The sequence below is a fragment of the Bacillus sp. FSL R9-9497 genome (assembly GCF_038005805.1).
In the GTDB taxonomy this organism is placed as follows: domain Bacteria; phylum Bacillota; class Bacilli; order Bacillales; family Bacillaceae_G; genus Bacillus_A; species Bacillus_A cereus.
This window is the reverse complement of sequence record NZ_JBBOTY010000001.1, coordinates 3,945,985-3,960,306: the sequence shown is the minus strand read 5'-3', so window position 1 is coordinate 3,960,306 and position 14,322 is coordinate 3,945,985. Positions and strand designations below refer to the sequence as shown.

Sequence of the window (14,322 nt, the reverse complement as noted above, 5' to 3'; positions counted from 1 at the left end):
AATGATGAAAGCATGGAAAAGTATTTTTGTTTTATGTAGTTTTCTTCTTATGTTAAGTGGTTGCTTCCATCAAGAAGAAAAGAAAGCTGAACCAAAGAAGAAAGAATCTATTCCTGAAACAAAAGAATATGGTGGGCGTGAGCTGAAAAAAGTAGGACAAAAAGTGAAAGAAACAGGATGGGGTACTTTCAAGTTAGAGCAGATGCATTCTGTGAATCAAACATTTGAAGTAGCGCCAATGAAAATTCACGTACAAGATGTGAAAGTAATTTCTTTATCACAGATGAGTGAAAAGGCAAAAAAAACATTGAAAGTATACACGGCACTAACTCCTGAAGAAGTAAAACGGAGATTAGGGGATAAAGTAAGCCAAGAAGATGCAGAATTATATGCATCGCTAAGTGGAACAGAGATTAGTAATACAATTCGTTACGTTGAGATTACATATAAAGTGGAGAATAGCGGAAATAAAAATATGCAATTTTTCTCTATGAATGATGTTATGATTAATGGTAAGCAACATTTTAAAGTAGCCACTCAAAACTTTTTATATGACGAAGATACGTTAGTTGGTACAAAAAATGTATCAAGAGAAGACTATAAGCCTGGTGAAACAAGAGATGGTATTATTGGTTTAATACTTGACGATGGAAAAGACAAGGTAAAGGATATTCAGTTTACAACTGATGATTTACTTGCAGGGGATTCAGAAACACAAGATGTTGTAAAAGAGCCACAAACGTTTAACATCTCACTAAAATAATGTAAGACAAAACAGTCAGCATTCAAATATTATGCTGACTGTTTTTTTATTTCTTTTATGTATGAATCTACATTTTGAAAAGGCACCTTAATTTTAAACGCATCTTTTTGTTCATTAAATTGCTTTTCATTGTAGGGACCGAAACGTTTATTGTGCTTTACGTCAATAATCCAATAATGTTCACTTTTTTTATTTGCAATTGCTGCGTCAGGGTTATTCGGATCTGATTTTTCCTCGGTTTGTTTTGCAATAATGTATTTATCATCCCAAGCAATGTCTGTAATTTTTGCAGGGATGTATTGTGTGGCATATACAGCATCTGGCGAGGGGAAAAGTTCAAATGCATTTCCAGAAGTACGTATGAGTTCGTATTCATCGTTAACCGTATAAGTTAAGTGACCTGTGTTTCCTGCACAACCAGTTAATAGGAAGGCGACGAATAGGATTATCCATTTTTTCAATATGGGAACCTCCTTTATAATGCTATTGTAACAAATTGTACAAGAAAAGTAAGAGAAACGCTAGTTTACAATGTTTTTTAGAAGTGGTACGATGAGACGGGTAAAGAAGGATATGAAGGAGTCGACATAAAATGAAGTTAAAGATGCATCGTCCAGCGCTTGTAATGAATCGCATAGGTGCTTCCCTAATTGACATGTTTTTAATCTCGGTTATGTATGGTGCAGTAGTAGCTGTTATGACCGGAAACTATAGTGCTATGTTTAAGCGCTTTAATATAAGCTTAGGTGATTTTAGATATGATTTCGCAGTAGTTTTTATATTAATGGCGATATATTTTATTGTGTTACCCTTTATTTGGAACGGTGTTACACTTGGAAAAAAGGTAACGAGAATAAAATTAATTTCATTGAAGAGTGAAAAGCTAACGTTGCAAACATTAATTATAAGATTTTTTGTAGTGTTATTACCGAACGTATTGCTATTAGGAATTCCATTAATATGTAATATATATATGATGTTGTTCCGCAAAGATAATTGTGGTTTTCAGGATTTAATTACAAAAACGAAAGTAATAAGTCTTGTATAATGAAAAAAAGACCTTTTTATACATAAAATAAGAAGGTCTTTTTTTGTTATACAAATACCATTTATGTAATAATATCATTTTTATTTTTAATAGATTGAAAATTTAGAAAATGTTATAATGATTAAAATAATATCTTTATATAATAAGGGGGAGATTAAAATGACTGGAGGTAGTGTAATCTTTTGGGGGATTTTAATTTTCATCGGTTTAGTTTTCGATCAGCGTAATAGTAAGAAAAAAGAAGGATAAAAAGTAAACGTTTACAAATGAAATAGCAATTTTTCTTGCTTGCAGATTAATCTTATAAAGGAGTATACTGAATGACGGTAAGACTTATAGAAGGGGTAATGAAAATGAAGCTTGCAGGAAAAGTTGCTATCGTAACTGGCGGTGGCATCGGTATTGGACGTAATACAGCTCTTTTGTTGGCTAAACAAGGCGCAAAAGTTATTGTGACGGACATTGATCAAGAGAGTGGACAAGCAACAGTGGAGGAAATTATGAATCTAGGCGGAGAGGCACTTTTTGTATCCTATGATATGGGAAAGCAAGGAGATTGGCAACGCGTTATTAGCATTACTTTGAATGCATTCAGTCGCATTGATATGCTTTTTCAAAATGCAGGTTTATATAAAATAGATTCTATTTTTTCTCGCCAACAAGAGAACGATTCCAATGTACTTTGTATTAATGACGTTTGGATAGAGATAAAACAATTAACGTCATCTTTTATGAAACAGCAAGAAGAAGTGGTGCTTAGTGATTTACCGATTTTCGGTATTATTAGCACGAAAGGACAATCATTTCATACAGTAGAAGCCCTAGTATAATAATGAAAACCGCCCTCAATATATGTGGACGGTTTTTTGTATGTGTATAGTAAAGATAAATTTTTTAGCGAATACGTTGTTCAGTTTGGTTATCAAAGAAATGCGCTTTATTCATATCAAATGCTAATTTAATTTGGTCACCAGGTGAAAACGTATGTCTTGCATCTACACGTGCCGCAAAATCTTGATTCCCAAGTTTCATATATAAAATGGATTCAGCACCTAATAACTCAGCGACTTCAATTTTTGTTGTGAAGGCAGTAGATTGTGAAGCTTCTAAAAATAGTAGTTCATCATGAATGTCCTCTGGACGAATACCTAAAACAATTTCCTTATTTACATAGCCTTGTTCACGTAGCATCTTCATTTTTCCTTCAGATACTTTAATTTTTATAGTATTGTCTATAACGAAATCGGTTTCAGTCAATTTACCACGGAAGAAGTTCATAGCTGGTGAGCCGATAAATCCACCCACGAAAATGTTTTCTGGTGTTTCATATACTTCTTTTGGAGTTCCAATTTGTTGAATTTTTCCATCCTTCATAACGACAAGACGCGAAGCCATAGTCATTGCTTCTGTTTGATCATGTGTTACATAAATTGTTGTTGTTCCAAGACGATGATGTAGCTTAGAAATTTCTGAGCGCATTGCAACACGGAGTTTAGCATCTAAGTTTGATAATGGTTCATCCATTAAGAAAACTTTTGCATCTCGAACGATTGCTCTACCTAAAGCAACACGTTGGCGCTGTCCACCTGATAATGCTTTCGGTTTTCTATCTAAATATTGTTCAAGTCCTAAAATTTTTGCTGCATCTTTCACACGACGATCGATTTCATCTTTTGGTATTTTTCGAAGTTTTAATCCAAATGCCATATTATCATATACACTCATATGTGGATAAAGAGCGTAGTTTTGGAATACCATAGCGATATCTCGATCTTTTGGAGGAACATCATTCATTAGTTTACCATCAATTGAAAACTCGCCTTTTGAAATATCTTCAAGTCCAGCTACCATTCGTAATGTTGTAGATTTTCCGCATCCAGAAGGACCGACAAATACAATAAATTCTTTATCTTGAATGTGTAAATTAAAATCAGTTACAGCTGTTACGTTATTATCATATATTTTATAAATGTTTTCTAATTTAAGTTCTGCCATGGTATTTCCCCCTAGAAATAATTATGCAAACGTTTTCTTTGAGTTCATTATAAACGAATAGATTCAAAAAATAAATAAAAAAATAAAACGTTTTCATTTATTGGAGATTTATTAGTGGTTTTCATATGTTTTCTTAGAAAAAGAACAATAAAAATTGTAAGCGCTATTTTAAATTGAGATAGAATCTGTTATCATTCATTAATGAAAACGTTTGCGCCTTAAAAAAGAGAAAAATGAATGATGAATGAAATGGGGTAGCATAATGGAAAAACAATGGTGGAAAGAAAGTGTAGTATATCAAATTTATCCTCGTAGCTTTATGGATAGTAATGGTGATGGTATAGGAGATCTTCAAGGGATTATTTCAAAGCTAGATTACTTAAAAGAGTTAGGGATTGATGTGATTTGGTTATCACCAGTCTATGAATCTCCAAATGATGATAATGGTTATGATATAAGCGATTATTGTAAAATTATGAACGAGTTCGGAACAATGGAAGATTGGGATGAGCTATTACATGAAATGCATGAACGTAATATGAAACTTATGATGGACTTAGTTGTTAATCATACTTCGGATGAACATAATTGGTTTATTGAATCACGTAAATCAAAAGATAATAAATATAGAGATTACTATATATGGCGCCCTGGAAAAGAAGGAAAAGAGCCGAATAACTGGGGAGCAGCGTTTAGTGGATCAGCATGGCAGTATGATGAAATGACAGATGAATATTATTTACATCTGTTTTCTAAAAAACAGCCAGATTTAAATTGGGATAATGAAAAGGTAAGACAAGATGTTTATGAAATGATGAAGTTTTGGTTAGAAAAAGGAATTGATGGCTTCCGTATGGATGTTATTAATTTTATTTCTAAAGAAGAGGGATTACCAGCTGTTGAAACAGAAGAAGAGGGGTATGTTTCAGGTCATAAGCATTTTATGAACGGTCCAAACATTCATAAATATTTACATGAAATGAATGAGGAAGTATTATCGCATTATGATATTATGACGGTTGGTGAAATGCCTGGTGTAACGACAGAAGAAGCGAAATTGTATACTGGAGAAGAACGAAAAGAGTTGCAAATGGTATTCCAATTTGAACATATGGATTTAGATTCAGGAGAAGGTGGAAAGTGGGATGTAAAACCATGCTCACTTCTTACTTTAAAAGAGAATTTAACAAAGTGGCAAAAAGCATTAGAGCATACCGGATGGAATAGCCTTTATTGGAATAATCATGATCAGCCTCGCGTTGTATCTCGTTTTGGTAATGATGGAATGTATCGCATTGAATCAGCAAAAATGTTAGCGACAGTTCTTCATATGATGAAAGGAACGCCATATATTTATCAAGGAGAGGAAATTGGAATGACGAACGTTCGATTCCAATCAATTGATGAATATCGAGATATTGAAACGTTAAATATGTATAAAGAAAAAGTGATAGACCATGGTGAAGATATAGAAAAAGTAATGGAATCTATTTATATAAAGGGTCGTGATAATGCTAGAACTCCGATGCAGTGGAATGATCAGAATCACGCTGGATTTACAAAAGGTGAACCTTGGATTACTGTAAATCCTAACTATAAAGAGATTAATGTGAAACAAGCAATCCAAGATGAAGGTTCAATTTTTTATTACTATAAGAAATTAATTGAACTACGCAAAAATAATGAAATAGTTGTGTATGGATCATATGATTTAATATTAGATAATGACCCTTCTATTTTTGCTTATGTAAGAACATATGGAGATGAAAAACTACTTGTCATTGCAAACTTTACTGCGGATGAAAGTGTATTTGAAATGCCTAAGGATATTAGTTATAGTGAATCAGAGTTATTTATACACAATTACGATGTAGAAATCGGATCAATAGATAACATTCCATTACGTCCGTATGAAGCGATAGTGTTCAAATTGAAATAAGAAAAAGCCTTATGCCATTTCAAACTTGGCATAAGGCTTTTTTGGATTACCATTTTAATATGGAGAATCCATATGGAGGAAGTGTAACTTGTAATACACTTGCTTCCGCTGAAAATTCTTCGTTTGTATAAATGTTAATTATTTTCTTACCAGTAACATGAAGAGGGAGTGAAACTGTAACTTCACTATTAGTAGGGTTTAAAACGAAAAAGATAGTTTCATCCTCATATGTTTTCGTATAAGAAATATAATTATGTTCATCATTTGCTTCGATGAATTGAAAAGTACCATGTCCTCCAAATGCTTTATGTTGTTTACGTAATAAAATCAATGTTTGTATATGGGTAAATAATGCATGATCTTGTTCCTTAGTATCCCAAATCATACATTTACGGCAATCAGGGTCCATGCCGCCATCCATACCAATTTCATCCCCGTAATAAATACAAGGAGAGCCGATGAAAGAAAGATGGAATACATAGAGCAATTTCAACTTATTTTTATCTCCGTTGCATGTTGTTAAAATTCTTGGAGTATCATGGCTGTCTAATAAATGAAATGCTGCTTCATTTACATTCATAGAGTAGGAATGTAGAGATTCTGTAATTTGCTTCATGAATTCACTTGCTTTAATGGAATCGTTAGCAAAGTAAGAAAGTAGAGCATTTGTAACAGGATAGCTCATGACAGCATCAAATTGATCGCCTTGTAGCCACGGAAGGGCATCGTGCCAAATTTCTCCCAAAATATATACTTCAGGATTTAGTGTCTTTATTTCAGTTCGGAATTCTCTCCAAAAGTTGTGATCGACTTCATTGGCGACATCAAGGCGCCAGCCATCTATATTGAATTCTCGTACCCAATAACGTCCTACTTCAAGTAAGTATTCTTTTACATCTGGATGAGCTGTATTTAATTTAGGCATATACGGTGTAAAGGCGAAAGTATCATAATTTGGAAGTGGTTCGGTTATAATCGGAAATTCATGAATGTGGAACCACTCTTTATATGCGGACTTCTCACCATTCTCTAGTACGTCTTGAAATTTCTCGAAAAAGTATCCACTATGATTAAACACAGCATCGAGCATTACTTTTATACCGTGCTTATGACATTCTTCAACGAGCTCTTTAAAAGTTTCTTTCGTCCCAAATTGTGGGTCAATTTCCATATAGTCAATTGTGTCATATTTATGGTTTGAATGAGCTTTGAAAATAGGTGTGAAATATATTCCGGAAATGCCAAGCTTAACAAGGTAATCAAGGTTTTGAATAACACCAGAAAAATCTCCGCCGAAAAAATTAGTTGGAGTTGGATTCGCACTTCCCCAAGGAAGGGTGTTTTCTGGATTCAGCGTACTATCGCCATTAGCGAATCGCTCAGGGAAAATCTGATACCAAATGGTGTCTTTAATCCAAGGTGGTGCTTTGAATACATCATCTGCATGAATAAATGGAAAACAGAAAAAGTTACCAACATCATCATTTGGAATGCTAGAAAAGAATCCTCGCTCTGCATAAATAAGAGTGTCTGTTTCAGATTTTAATTCAAACCCATAACGTAAGCGCTTAAATTTTGGTTCGATTGCAATGGACCAATAATCAAATAATGCAGTAGAACCCGTTTTTTTCATGGGTGTACTTGCTGATATCCATTTCCCGTCTTTCCATTCGTAAGGATCACCGTAAATAAGATCGGTGCTTTGAATATCATCTCTCTTAGTACGTACTCGGATGTGAATTGTTTGTTCATCATAAGCGTATGCATAATTATCTTTCGGCCTATGATAAATGGCTTCTTTAAACATATAGAAAATCCCCCTTCAATATCTCTATACATAGTATTCCCTTAAGTGTAATAATAAAGCCTGTATTGCAAACGATTGCCTTTCTCGTAGCTTTAATATTGCTTATAAGAGTAGTATTCATTTTATATAAAGTCAATGTATAAAGAGTATAATGACATAATTTTTAAATTAATATTTGCAAAATGAATAAAAGAATGTATAATGATAGACAAATAGCGCAAACGTTTTCATGGATTGAGATATTGTTTGCGCTTCAATTAAACTATTAAATGCAAACGTTTTCAGTTACTGAGGTACATAGACAATTTAGGGAGGTTTTTGGGATGAAGAAAGCATTATCATTATTAACGGTTTCAGCATTATCTATTGGTATGTTATCTGCATGTGGACCGAAAGATTCAGGGAAAAAAGAGGAAAGTAAAGCGAAAAAAGACTATGATCTTCTTGTTTGGGAAGATGATAAAAAAGGTGTTGGGTTAGAACCAGCAGTGAAAAGCTTTGAGGAAAAATATAAAGTAAAAGTAAAAGTTGTTGAAATGCAAATGACAGATCAAGTGAAGAAGTTACGCCTTGATGGGCCAGCGGGGACTGGACCAGATGTTGTAACATTGCCACACGATCAAATCGGAAATGCAGTAACAGAAGGTTTACTTTCTGAAGTGAAAGCAGATGATGCTGTAAAGAGTAAATTTACTAATTCATCAATAGAAGCACAGACATATAACGGAAAATTATATGGTTTACCAAAAGCAATTGAGACACCAGTCTTTATTTACAATAAAAAACTAATGCCAAAAGCGCCAGAAACGATGGACGAGCTGTTTAACTTCTCAAAAGAATTTACGAAAGATGGCAAGTACGGATTTTTAGCATTAGGAGATAACTTCTACTTTGCTAATGCATTCATGGCAGGTATGGGCGGTTATGTATTTGGTGAAAAAGATGGAAAGCCAAATGCAAGTGATGTTGGATTAAATAATAGCGGAGCAGTACAAGGTGCTGAATATCTTCAAAAATGGTACAAGGAAAAATTATTCCCAAAAGGTATTATCGGTGAATCAGGTGGGCCTGCTGCTGATGGACTATTCAATGAAGGAAAAGCAGCTTCTATCATGAATGGCCCATGGGCGTTCCAAGCAATGGAAAAGAACGGGATTGATTATGGCGTTGCTCCAATGCCGAAATTACCAAATGGTCAACCAATGAAAACGTTTGTTGGGGTTAAAGGATGGCATGTAACAAGTTTCTCTAAACAAAATGATTTAGCTACAAAATTCACTGAGTGGGTAACAAATGAAGAAAACGCAAAAATTCGATTTGAGAAAACAAAAGAGATTCCTCCAGTAAAATCAGTAATGGAAGATCCAATTATTAAAGATAACGAAGCTGCAAAAGCAGTTGCAACGCAATCTGAAAATGGAATTCCAATGCCAAACATTCCAGAAATGCAAGAAGTTTGGAAACCAGCTGGAGATGCGCTTCAATTAGTTGTTACAGATAAAGAGGCACCAAAAGCGGCGCTTGATAGTGCAGTGAAACAAATTAAAGGTAATATTGAGGCAAATCATAACAAGAAAAAATAAGGTGAAATTCGTGCCTCTAATATGAGAGGCACGAATTCTCTCCCTTCCATGTAGGAAGAAAAGAGGGGGAAGGAACATGCAAACATCTATGGAACCAGCAAATGGGTTAAACCATTCAAAGCATAGGAAAATGGCAACCATGTTATCAATCATTCCAGGCGTGGGCCAAATGTATAATAAACAATTTGTAAAAGGTCTTATTTTTCTAGTATTAACAGGTTCATTTATTGTAGCCTTTGCTGATTTATTAAATATGGGATTATGGGGTATTGTAACGCTTGGTACAGAAGTTCCACGTGACCATTCTGTCTTTCTATTAGTAGAAGGAATCTTGGCTCTTATCGTTATCGCTTTTGGGCTCGGCATATATGCATTTAACTTATATGATGCATACCAAAATGGAAAGAAACGTGATATTGGAACACCGTTAAATTCTGTAAAAGAGCAATACCGTAATTTGTTAGATCAAGGTTTTCCTTATTTAATGGTTTCACCAGGTTTTCTACTACTTATCTTTGTGGTCGTATTTCCAATCATCTTCGTAATTTTAATTGGATTTACAAACTATGATTTATATCATTCTCCTCCAGCTAAATTAGTAGATTGGGTGGGCTTTAAAAACTTTATTGATATTTTCACTTTACCGATGTGGAGAGAGACATTTGTAAGTGTATTCTCTTGGACTGTTATTTGGACATTCGTTGCAACAACATTACAAGTTGCACTTGGTATTTTCTTAGCGATTATCGTAAATCAGCCCGGTATTAAAGGAAAGGCGATTATTCGAACAATCTTCATTTTACCGTGGGCGGTTCCAGCATTCGTATCTATTCTTGTTTTCTCTGGTATGTTTAATGAAACATTCGGAGCGATTAACAATCAAGTATTAGCTTTATTCGGAATTGAAAAGATTGCTTGGATGACAGATCCATTTTGGGCGAAGATTGCTTTAATTATGATTCAAACGTGGCTTGGGTTCCCGTTTATCTTTGCGATGACAACAGGTATACTGCAATCGATTCCGGGAGAATTATATGAAGCGGCTACAGTAGATGGAGCGACAGCTTGGCAACAGTTTCGTAAAATTACATTGCCACTAGTGTTATACGCAACAGCGCCAATATTAATTACGCAATATACGTTTAACTTTAATAACTTTAGTATCATCTATCTATTCAACGGTGGAGGTCCTGCTGTAGCTGGACAAGACGCAGGTGGAACGGATATTTTAATTTCATGGATTTATAAGTTAACGATGACTTCAGCGCAGTACGGAAAAGCAGCAGCTCTTACAATGATATTATCGTTAATCGTTATTACAGTTGCGTTATGGCAATTTAAGAGAACAAAATCATTCCAAGAAGAGGATATGATGTAAATGAATATTAAAAGACAGAAGATGTTACGTCTCTCATTAAGTTATTTAGTTATTTTCGTAATGTGTGCCATCATTTTCTATCCGTTATTATGGATTATTGGCTCATCGTTTAATCCGGGTGATAGTTTATCTGGATCAAGTATTATTCCACAAAATGCAACGTTAGATCATTATCGTAAGTTATTAGATCTAGAGAATAGTAATTACTTACTATGGTATAAAAACACATTAAAAGTAAGTGTTTTAACGATGATTTTCTCAGTGTTAGCAATTAGTTTTACCGCTTATGCATTTTCGAGATATCGTTTTGTTGGAAGAAAAAATGGTTTATTAACATTTTTAATTCTGCAAATGATTCCAAACTTTGCAGCGTTAATTGCTCTATACGTATTAGCTCAATTAACAGGATTAATTGATACACACCTTGCATTAATTTTAATTTATGTAGGCGGGGCCATTCCGATGAATACATGGCTTATGAAAGGGTATTTTGATACGATTCCGAAAGAACTGGATGAATCAGCTCGTATGGATGGAGCAGGACATTTTCGTATTTTTTGGCAAATCATTATGCCACTTGCAAAGCCAATCGTAGCGGTTGTAGCGCTATTTACTTTCATTGGTCCATTTACAGATTTCATTTTAGCGAGTATTATTTTGCGAACACCAGAAAATTATACTTTAGCAGTTGGATTATATGAAATGGTTGCGAAGAAATTCGGTAATGAATTTACAACGTTTGCAGCGGGTTCTGTGCTAATTGCGATCCCAATTTCAATTTTATTCCTATCACTACAAAAATACTTTATTTCTGGTTTAACAGCTGGAGGTACAAAAGGATGAAAAATGGGACATTACGTCCCATTTTTCTTTTCATCTCCCTATAAATAAGTTTATAGGGAGATGAAAAGAGATTTGACATCACATGTGAAAAGAAGTGAAATAAATAGTATATTATAGTATAGGAAAAAATAGCTATATCCCTTACAATACATGAAGAGGGAGAATAGGATTAGTTTTGCAAGATATAAGAAATGAAAGTTTATGACTTGCAATGAGTGCGAGATAAAATATATGAAAAATGGCAGAGAAATGAGAGGAGGGGGATTTTTATGACAGTTACAATTAAAGATGTGGCGAAGCAAGCGAATGTTGCACCATCAACAGTTTCTCGTGTAATTGCTGATAATCCAAGTATAAGTGAAAAGACAAAGCGCCGTGTTAGGAAAGTGATGAGTGAATTAGGGTATCATCCCAATTTAAATGCGAGAAATCTTGCGAACCAAACGACGAAAACACTTGGTCTTGTTATGCCAAGTTCTGCAAGTAAAGCTTTTCAAAATCCATTTTTCCCAGAAGTTATAAGAGGGATTAGTTCATTTGCACACGTAGAAGGTTATGCGCTTTACATGTCGACAGGTGAAACGGAAGAAGAAATTTTTAATGGTGTCGTAAAGATGGTACAGGGACGCCAAATTGGTGGCATTATTCTTTTATATTCAAGGGAGAATGATCGGATTATTCAATATTTACATGAACAAAATTTCCCGTTTGTTTTAATAGGAAAACCATATGATCGAAAAGATGAAATTACATATGTAGATAATGACAATTATACAGCTGCAAGAGAAGTGGCAGAATATTTAATTTCATTAGGGCATAAGCAAATCGCGTTCATTGGTGGTGGATCAGATTTACTTGTAACGAGAGATCGTTTAGCTGGTATGAGTGATGCCTTGAAATTAGCAGACATTGTATTACCAAAAGAATATATTTTACATTTTGATTTTTCGAGGGAAAGTGGTCAACAAGCTGTTGAGGAATTAATGGGACTGCAGCAACCGCCGACGGCAATTATGGCAACGGATGACTTAATTGGACTTGGTGTGTTAAGTGCTCTTTCTAAAAAAGGATTCATTGTACCCAAAGATGTTTCTATTGTAAGCTTTAATAATGCTTTATTATCAGAAATTGCGAGCCCGCCACTTTCGACAGTTGATGTGAATATTTATCAGCTAGGATATGAGGCAGCAAAAGCTTTAGTTGATAAAGTAGAGAATGCAGAATCCACTGCAAAGTGTATCATTATTCCTCATAAATTACTAAAACGTCAAACTTGTGATCATTATGCATAAAAAAAGCTAAGAGTTTAACTCTTAGCTTTTTTTATTAGAAAGGCTTCTAATCGGTCGCAGCCTTCTTTTAAAGTTTCAATACTATATGCATAGGACAAGCGGAGGTAGCCTTCACCGTATTCAGAGAATGCTGTTCCAGGAACTACAGCTAGTCCAGCTTCTTTGACAAGATCAAGTGCAAAATCAAATGATGAAGATGTCAAATGACCAACATATGGGAATAAGTAAAATGCACCTGTTGGCTTTTCAACTGTTAATCCCATTTGAGTGAGTCTATTATATACGTAATCACGGCGTTTTTTATATTGGTGGCGCATCATTTTGGGTGCGTCTTTAGCCGCTGTTAATGCTTCAATTGCAGCGTATTGAGCGATTGAAGTAGCACACGTTACATTGTATTGATGAACTTTTAATATGTGTCCTGCTAAATAGCTTGGTGCAAATAAAAGTCCAACACGCCAGCCAGTCATAGAATGTGATTTAGATAAACCGTTAATGACAATTGTCTTTTCACGCATTTCTGGGAAATGAGCGATAGATGTATGCTTTTGTTCATACACAAGCTCGCTATAAATTTCATCTGAAAGGACGAAAATATTTTTATCTTTTAAAACATCTACAATATCTTTTAATTCTTCTGTGGATAAAGTTACACCAGTTGGGTTAGAAGGATATGGTAGTACGATACATCTTGTTTTTTCTGTAATAGCATTTTTTAGCGCGTCAGCTGTTAAACGGAATCCAGTTTCACGAACATCTACAAAAATGGGCGTTGCACCGCATAATCGAATAATAGGTTCGTAACCTGGATAAATAGGAGCAGGTAAAATTACTTCTGTTCCTGGCTCTAAAATCGTTCGGAATGCAACATCAATTGCTTCGCTAGCACCAATTGTAACGATGGTTTCGTTTTCAGGTGAGTAATGTAAATCGTAGTTATCTTTTACGAAGTTACAAGCTGCCTTACGTAATTCTAGTAAACCAGCGTTATGTGTATAGCTTGTATAGTTTTCTGTAATAGCCCGTTTTGCCGCTTCTTTTACGAGAGAAGGTGTAGGGAAATCGGGTTGTCCGATTGTTAAAGAAATCAAATTATCATAGTTTTGAATCATGTTAGAGAATTGACGGATTCCAGAAATTTGGATATCCTTCACTCTAGGGTTAATGAATTGTTCCATTGTATCTCCCTTTCTTCCGTTTGAAAATTAAGTTCATTTTATCATATTTTCTATGATTGCGCTTTGTATATGTAATTTAGAAAGAGAGAGAAAAGAGAAAAAAAGTCGCTATAAGCGACTTTTTAATATCCGTATTCCCAATCTATTTCATCTTCATTCCAGAGTACAGAGGATACCTTGCCAAGGTGAACAACTGATTCGTTCACAGCACATGTACAATCTTCATCTCCTGCTTTATGCTGTAACTCTTCATATACTGATTTTTCAACATTTTCTAGAACAACCAAATTTTCTTCTTTTAAAACAAGCGTAGTACCCGCCATATTTATCTTCCTCCTACTAAAGTAATGATCACTTATTTGTAAACATAGATAGTATGGATTATATGCTGTATTTTGCTATAGTTGTCCGTCTAAAAAAGTATTTTTATATTTTCTTTGTAATCCGTATTCATTGTATACTGCACGAGGGAAATTTGGTACAGGGTTTACAATCA

The 14,322-nt window shown here is 34.5% G+C and carries 14 protein-coding genes; 9 read left to right on the top strand and 5 right to left on the bottom strand.

The window, feature by feature from the left end:
• The first annotated feature begins 1 nt into the window (after position 1).
• Positions 2 to 763, top strand: coding sequence for a hypothetical protein (locus MKY21_RS20250; protein WP_000973894.1), 762 nt, complete (start codon positions 2 to 4; stop codon positions 761 to 763).
• 29 nt (positions 764 to 792) lie between these two features.
• Here the strand turns inward: MKY21_RS20250 and MKY21_RS20245 are convergent, their stop codons facing one another.
• Positions 793 to 1,224, bottom strand: coding sequence for a DUF3997 domain-containing protein (locus MKY21_RS20245; protein WP_044795969.1), 432 nt, complete (start codon positions 1,222 to 1,224; stop codon positions 793 to 795).
• Between the two features lie 131 nt (positions 1,225 to 1,355).
• Here MKY21_RS20245 and MKY21_RS20240 point away from each other — a divergent pair, with 131 nt between their 5' ends.
• The 3 genes from MKY21_RS20240 (at position 1,356) to MKY21_RS20230 (ending at position 2,641) form a co-directional block, all read left to right on the top strand.
• Positions 1,356 to 1,811 (top strand): RDD family protein, encoded by a 456-nt coding sequence (locus MKY21_RS20240; protein WP_000769095.1) that lies wholly within the window; start codon positions 1,356 to 1,358, stop codon positions 1,809 to 1,811.
• 159 nt (positions 1,812 to 1,970) lie between these two features.
• Positions 1,971 to 2,060, top strand: coding sequence for a hypothetical protein (locus MKY21_RS20235; RefSeq protein WP_000145653.1), 90 nt, complete (start codon positions 1,971 to 1,973; stop codon positions 2,058 to 2,060).
• 71 nt (positions 2,061 to 2,131) lie between these two features.
• A complete protein-coding gene (locus tag MKY21_RS20230; RefSeq protein ID WP_000218410.1) occupies positions 2,132 to 2,641 on the top strand; it encodes an SDR family NAD(P)-dependent oxidoreductase in 510 nt (169 codons plus the stop codon).
• Positions 2,642 to 2,705: 64 nt separating this feature from the next.
• Here MKY21_RS20230 and MKY21_RS20225 read toward each other — a convergent pair whose 3' ends face one another.
• The gene (locus tag MKY21_RS20225) at positions 2,706 to 3,806 is read right to left on the bottom strand and encodes an ABC transporter ATP-binding protein (protein ID WP_000818931.1); all 1,101 of its coding nucleotides are present in this window, start codon (positions 3,804 to 3,806) and stop codon (positions 2,706 to 2,708) included.
• 262 nt (positions 3,807 to 4,068) lie between these two features.
• Here MKY21_RS20225 and malL point away from each other — a divergent pair, with 262 nt between their 5' ends.
• Positions 4,069 to 5,745: an oligo-1,6-glucosidase gene (malL, locus tag MKY21_RS20220; RefSeq protein ID WP_000415178.1), complete on the top strand. Its 1,677-nt coding sequence runs from the start codon at positions 4,069 to 4,071 to the stop codon at positions 5,743 to 5,745.
• A 46-nt stretch (positions 5,746 to 5,791) separates the two neighbouring features.
• Here malL and MKY21_RS20215 read toward each other — a convergent pair whose 3' ends face one another.
• Positions 5,792 to 7,552, bottom strand: a complete 1,761-nt coding sequence (locus MKY21_RS20215; RefSeq protein WP_000471788.1) for an alpha-glycosidase — start codon at positions 7,550 to 7,552, stop codon at positions 5,792 to 5,794.
• A gap of 323 nt (positions 7,553 to 7,875) precedes the next feature.
• Between MKY21_RS20215 and MKY21_RS20210 the strand changes: the two genes are divergently transcribed.
• The 4 genes from MKY21_RS20210 (at position 7,876) to malR (ending at position 12,648) form a co-directional block, all read left to right on the top strand.
• Positions 7,876 to 9,135 carry an extracellular solute-binding protein gene (locus tag MKY21_RS20210; RefSeq protein WP_000709923.1) on the top strand — a complete coding sequence of 420 codons (1,260 nt, stop codon included), beginning with the start codon at positions 7,876 to 7,878 and terminating at the stop codon, positions 9,133 to 9,135.
• 76 nt (positions 9,136 to 9,211) lie between these two features.
• A complete protein-coding gene (gene malC, locus MKY21_RS20205; protein WP_001194993.1) occupies positions 9,212 to 10,513 on the top strand; it encodes a maltosaccharide ABC transporter permease MalC in 1,302 nt (433 codons plus the stop codon).
• Positions 10,514 to 11,356, top strand: a complete 843-nt coding sequence (gene malD / locus MKY21_RS20200; protein ID WP_001022608.1) for a maltosaccharide ABC transporter permease MalD — start codon at positions 10,514 to 10,516, stop codon at positions 11,354 to 11,356.
• 269 nt (positions 11,357 to 11,625) lie between these two features.
• On the top strand, positions 11,626 to 12,648 hold the full coding sequence (gene malR / locus MKY21_RS20195; RefSeq protein WP_000219051.1) for a maltose operon transcriptional repressor MalR: 1,023 nt from the start codon (positions 11,626 to 11,628) through the stop codon (positions 12,646 to 12,648).
• Between the two features lie 14 nt (positions 12,649 to 12,662).
• On the opposite strand, the gene MKY21_RS20190 is transcribed toward malR, so the two are convergent.
• Together MKY21_RS20190 and MKY21_RS20185 are read right to left on the bottom strand one after the other, a co-directional pair.
• Positions 12,663 to 13,826 carry an aminotransferase A gene (locus tag MKY21_RS20190; RefSeq protein ID WP_000434574.1) on the bottom strand — a complete coding sequence of 388 codons (1,164 nt, stop codon included), beginning with the start codon at positions 13,824 to 13,826 and terminating at the stop codon, positions 12,663 to 12,665.
• A gap of 122 nt (positions 13,827 to 13,948) precedes the next feature.
• A complete protein-coding gene (locus MKY21_RS20185; RefSeq protein ID WP_000929276.1) occupies positions 13,949 to 14,149 on the bottom strand; it encodes a hypothetical protein in 201 nt (66 codons plus the stop codon).
• Positions 14,150 to 14,322: the final 173 nt, after the last annotated feature.

Excerpts from the sequence above, each read along its gene's own strand:
- MKY21_RS20190 (WP_000434574.1), bottom strand. The coding sequence starts at position 13,826 with ATGGAACAATTCATTAACCCTAGAGTGAAGGATATCCAAATTTCTGGA.
- MKY21_RS20215 (WP_000471788.1), bottom strand. The coding sequence starts at position 7,552 with ATGTTTAAAGAAGCCATTTATCATAGGCCGAAAGATAATTATGCATAC.
- MKY21_RS20185 (WP_000929276.1), bottom strand. The coding sequence starts at position 14,149 with ATGGCGGGTACTACGCTTGTTTTAAAAGAAGAAAATTTGGTTGTTCTA.
- MKY21_RS20235 (WP_000145653.1), top strand. The coding sequence starts at position 1,971 with ATGACTGGAGGTAGTGTAATCTTTTGGGGGATTTTAATTTTCATCGGT.
- MKY21_RS20210 (WP_000709923.1), top strand. The coding sequence starts at position 7,876 with ATGAAGAAAGCATTATCATTATTAACGGTTTCAGCATTATCTATTGGT.
- MKY21_RS20225 (WP_000818931.1), bottom strand. The coding sequence starts at position 3,806 with ATGGCAGAACTTAAATTAGAAAACATTTATAAAATATATGATAATAAC.
- malC (WP_001194993.1), top strand. The coding sequence starts at position 9,212 with ATGCAAACATCTATGGAACCAGCAAATGGGTTAAACCATTCAAAGCAT.
- malL (WP_000415178.1), top strand. The coding sequence starts at position 4,069 with ATGGAAAAACAATGGTGGAAAGAAAGTGTAGTATATCAAATTTATCCT.
- MKY21_RS20240 (WP_000769095.1), top strand. The coding sequence starts at position 1,356 with ATGAAGTTAAAGATGCATCGTCCAGCGCTTGTAATGAATCGCATAGGT.
- MKY21_RS20230 (WP_000218410.1), top strand. The coding sequence starts at position 2,132 with ATGACGGTAAGACTTATAGAAGGGGTAATGAAAATGAAGCTTGCAGGA.
- malD (WP_001022608.1), top strand. The coding sequence starts at position 10,514 with ATGAATATTAAAAGACAGAAGATGTTACGTCTCTCATTAAGTTATTTA.
- MKY21_RS20250 (WP_000973894.1), top strand. The coding sequence starts at position 2 with ATGATGAAAGCATGGAAAAGTATTTTTGTTTTATGTAGTTTTCTTCTT.
- malR (WP_000219051.1), top strand. The coding sequence starts at position 11,626 with ATGACAGTTACAATTAAAGATGTGGCGAAGCAAGCGAATGTTGCACCA.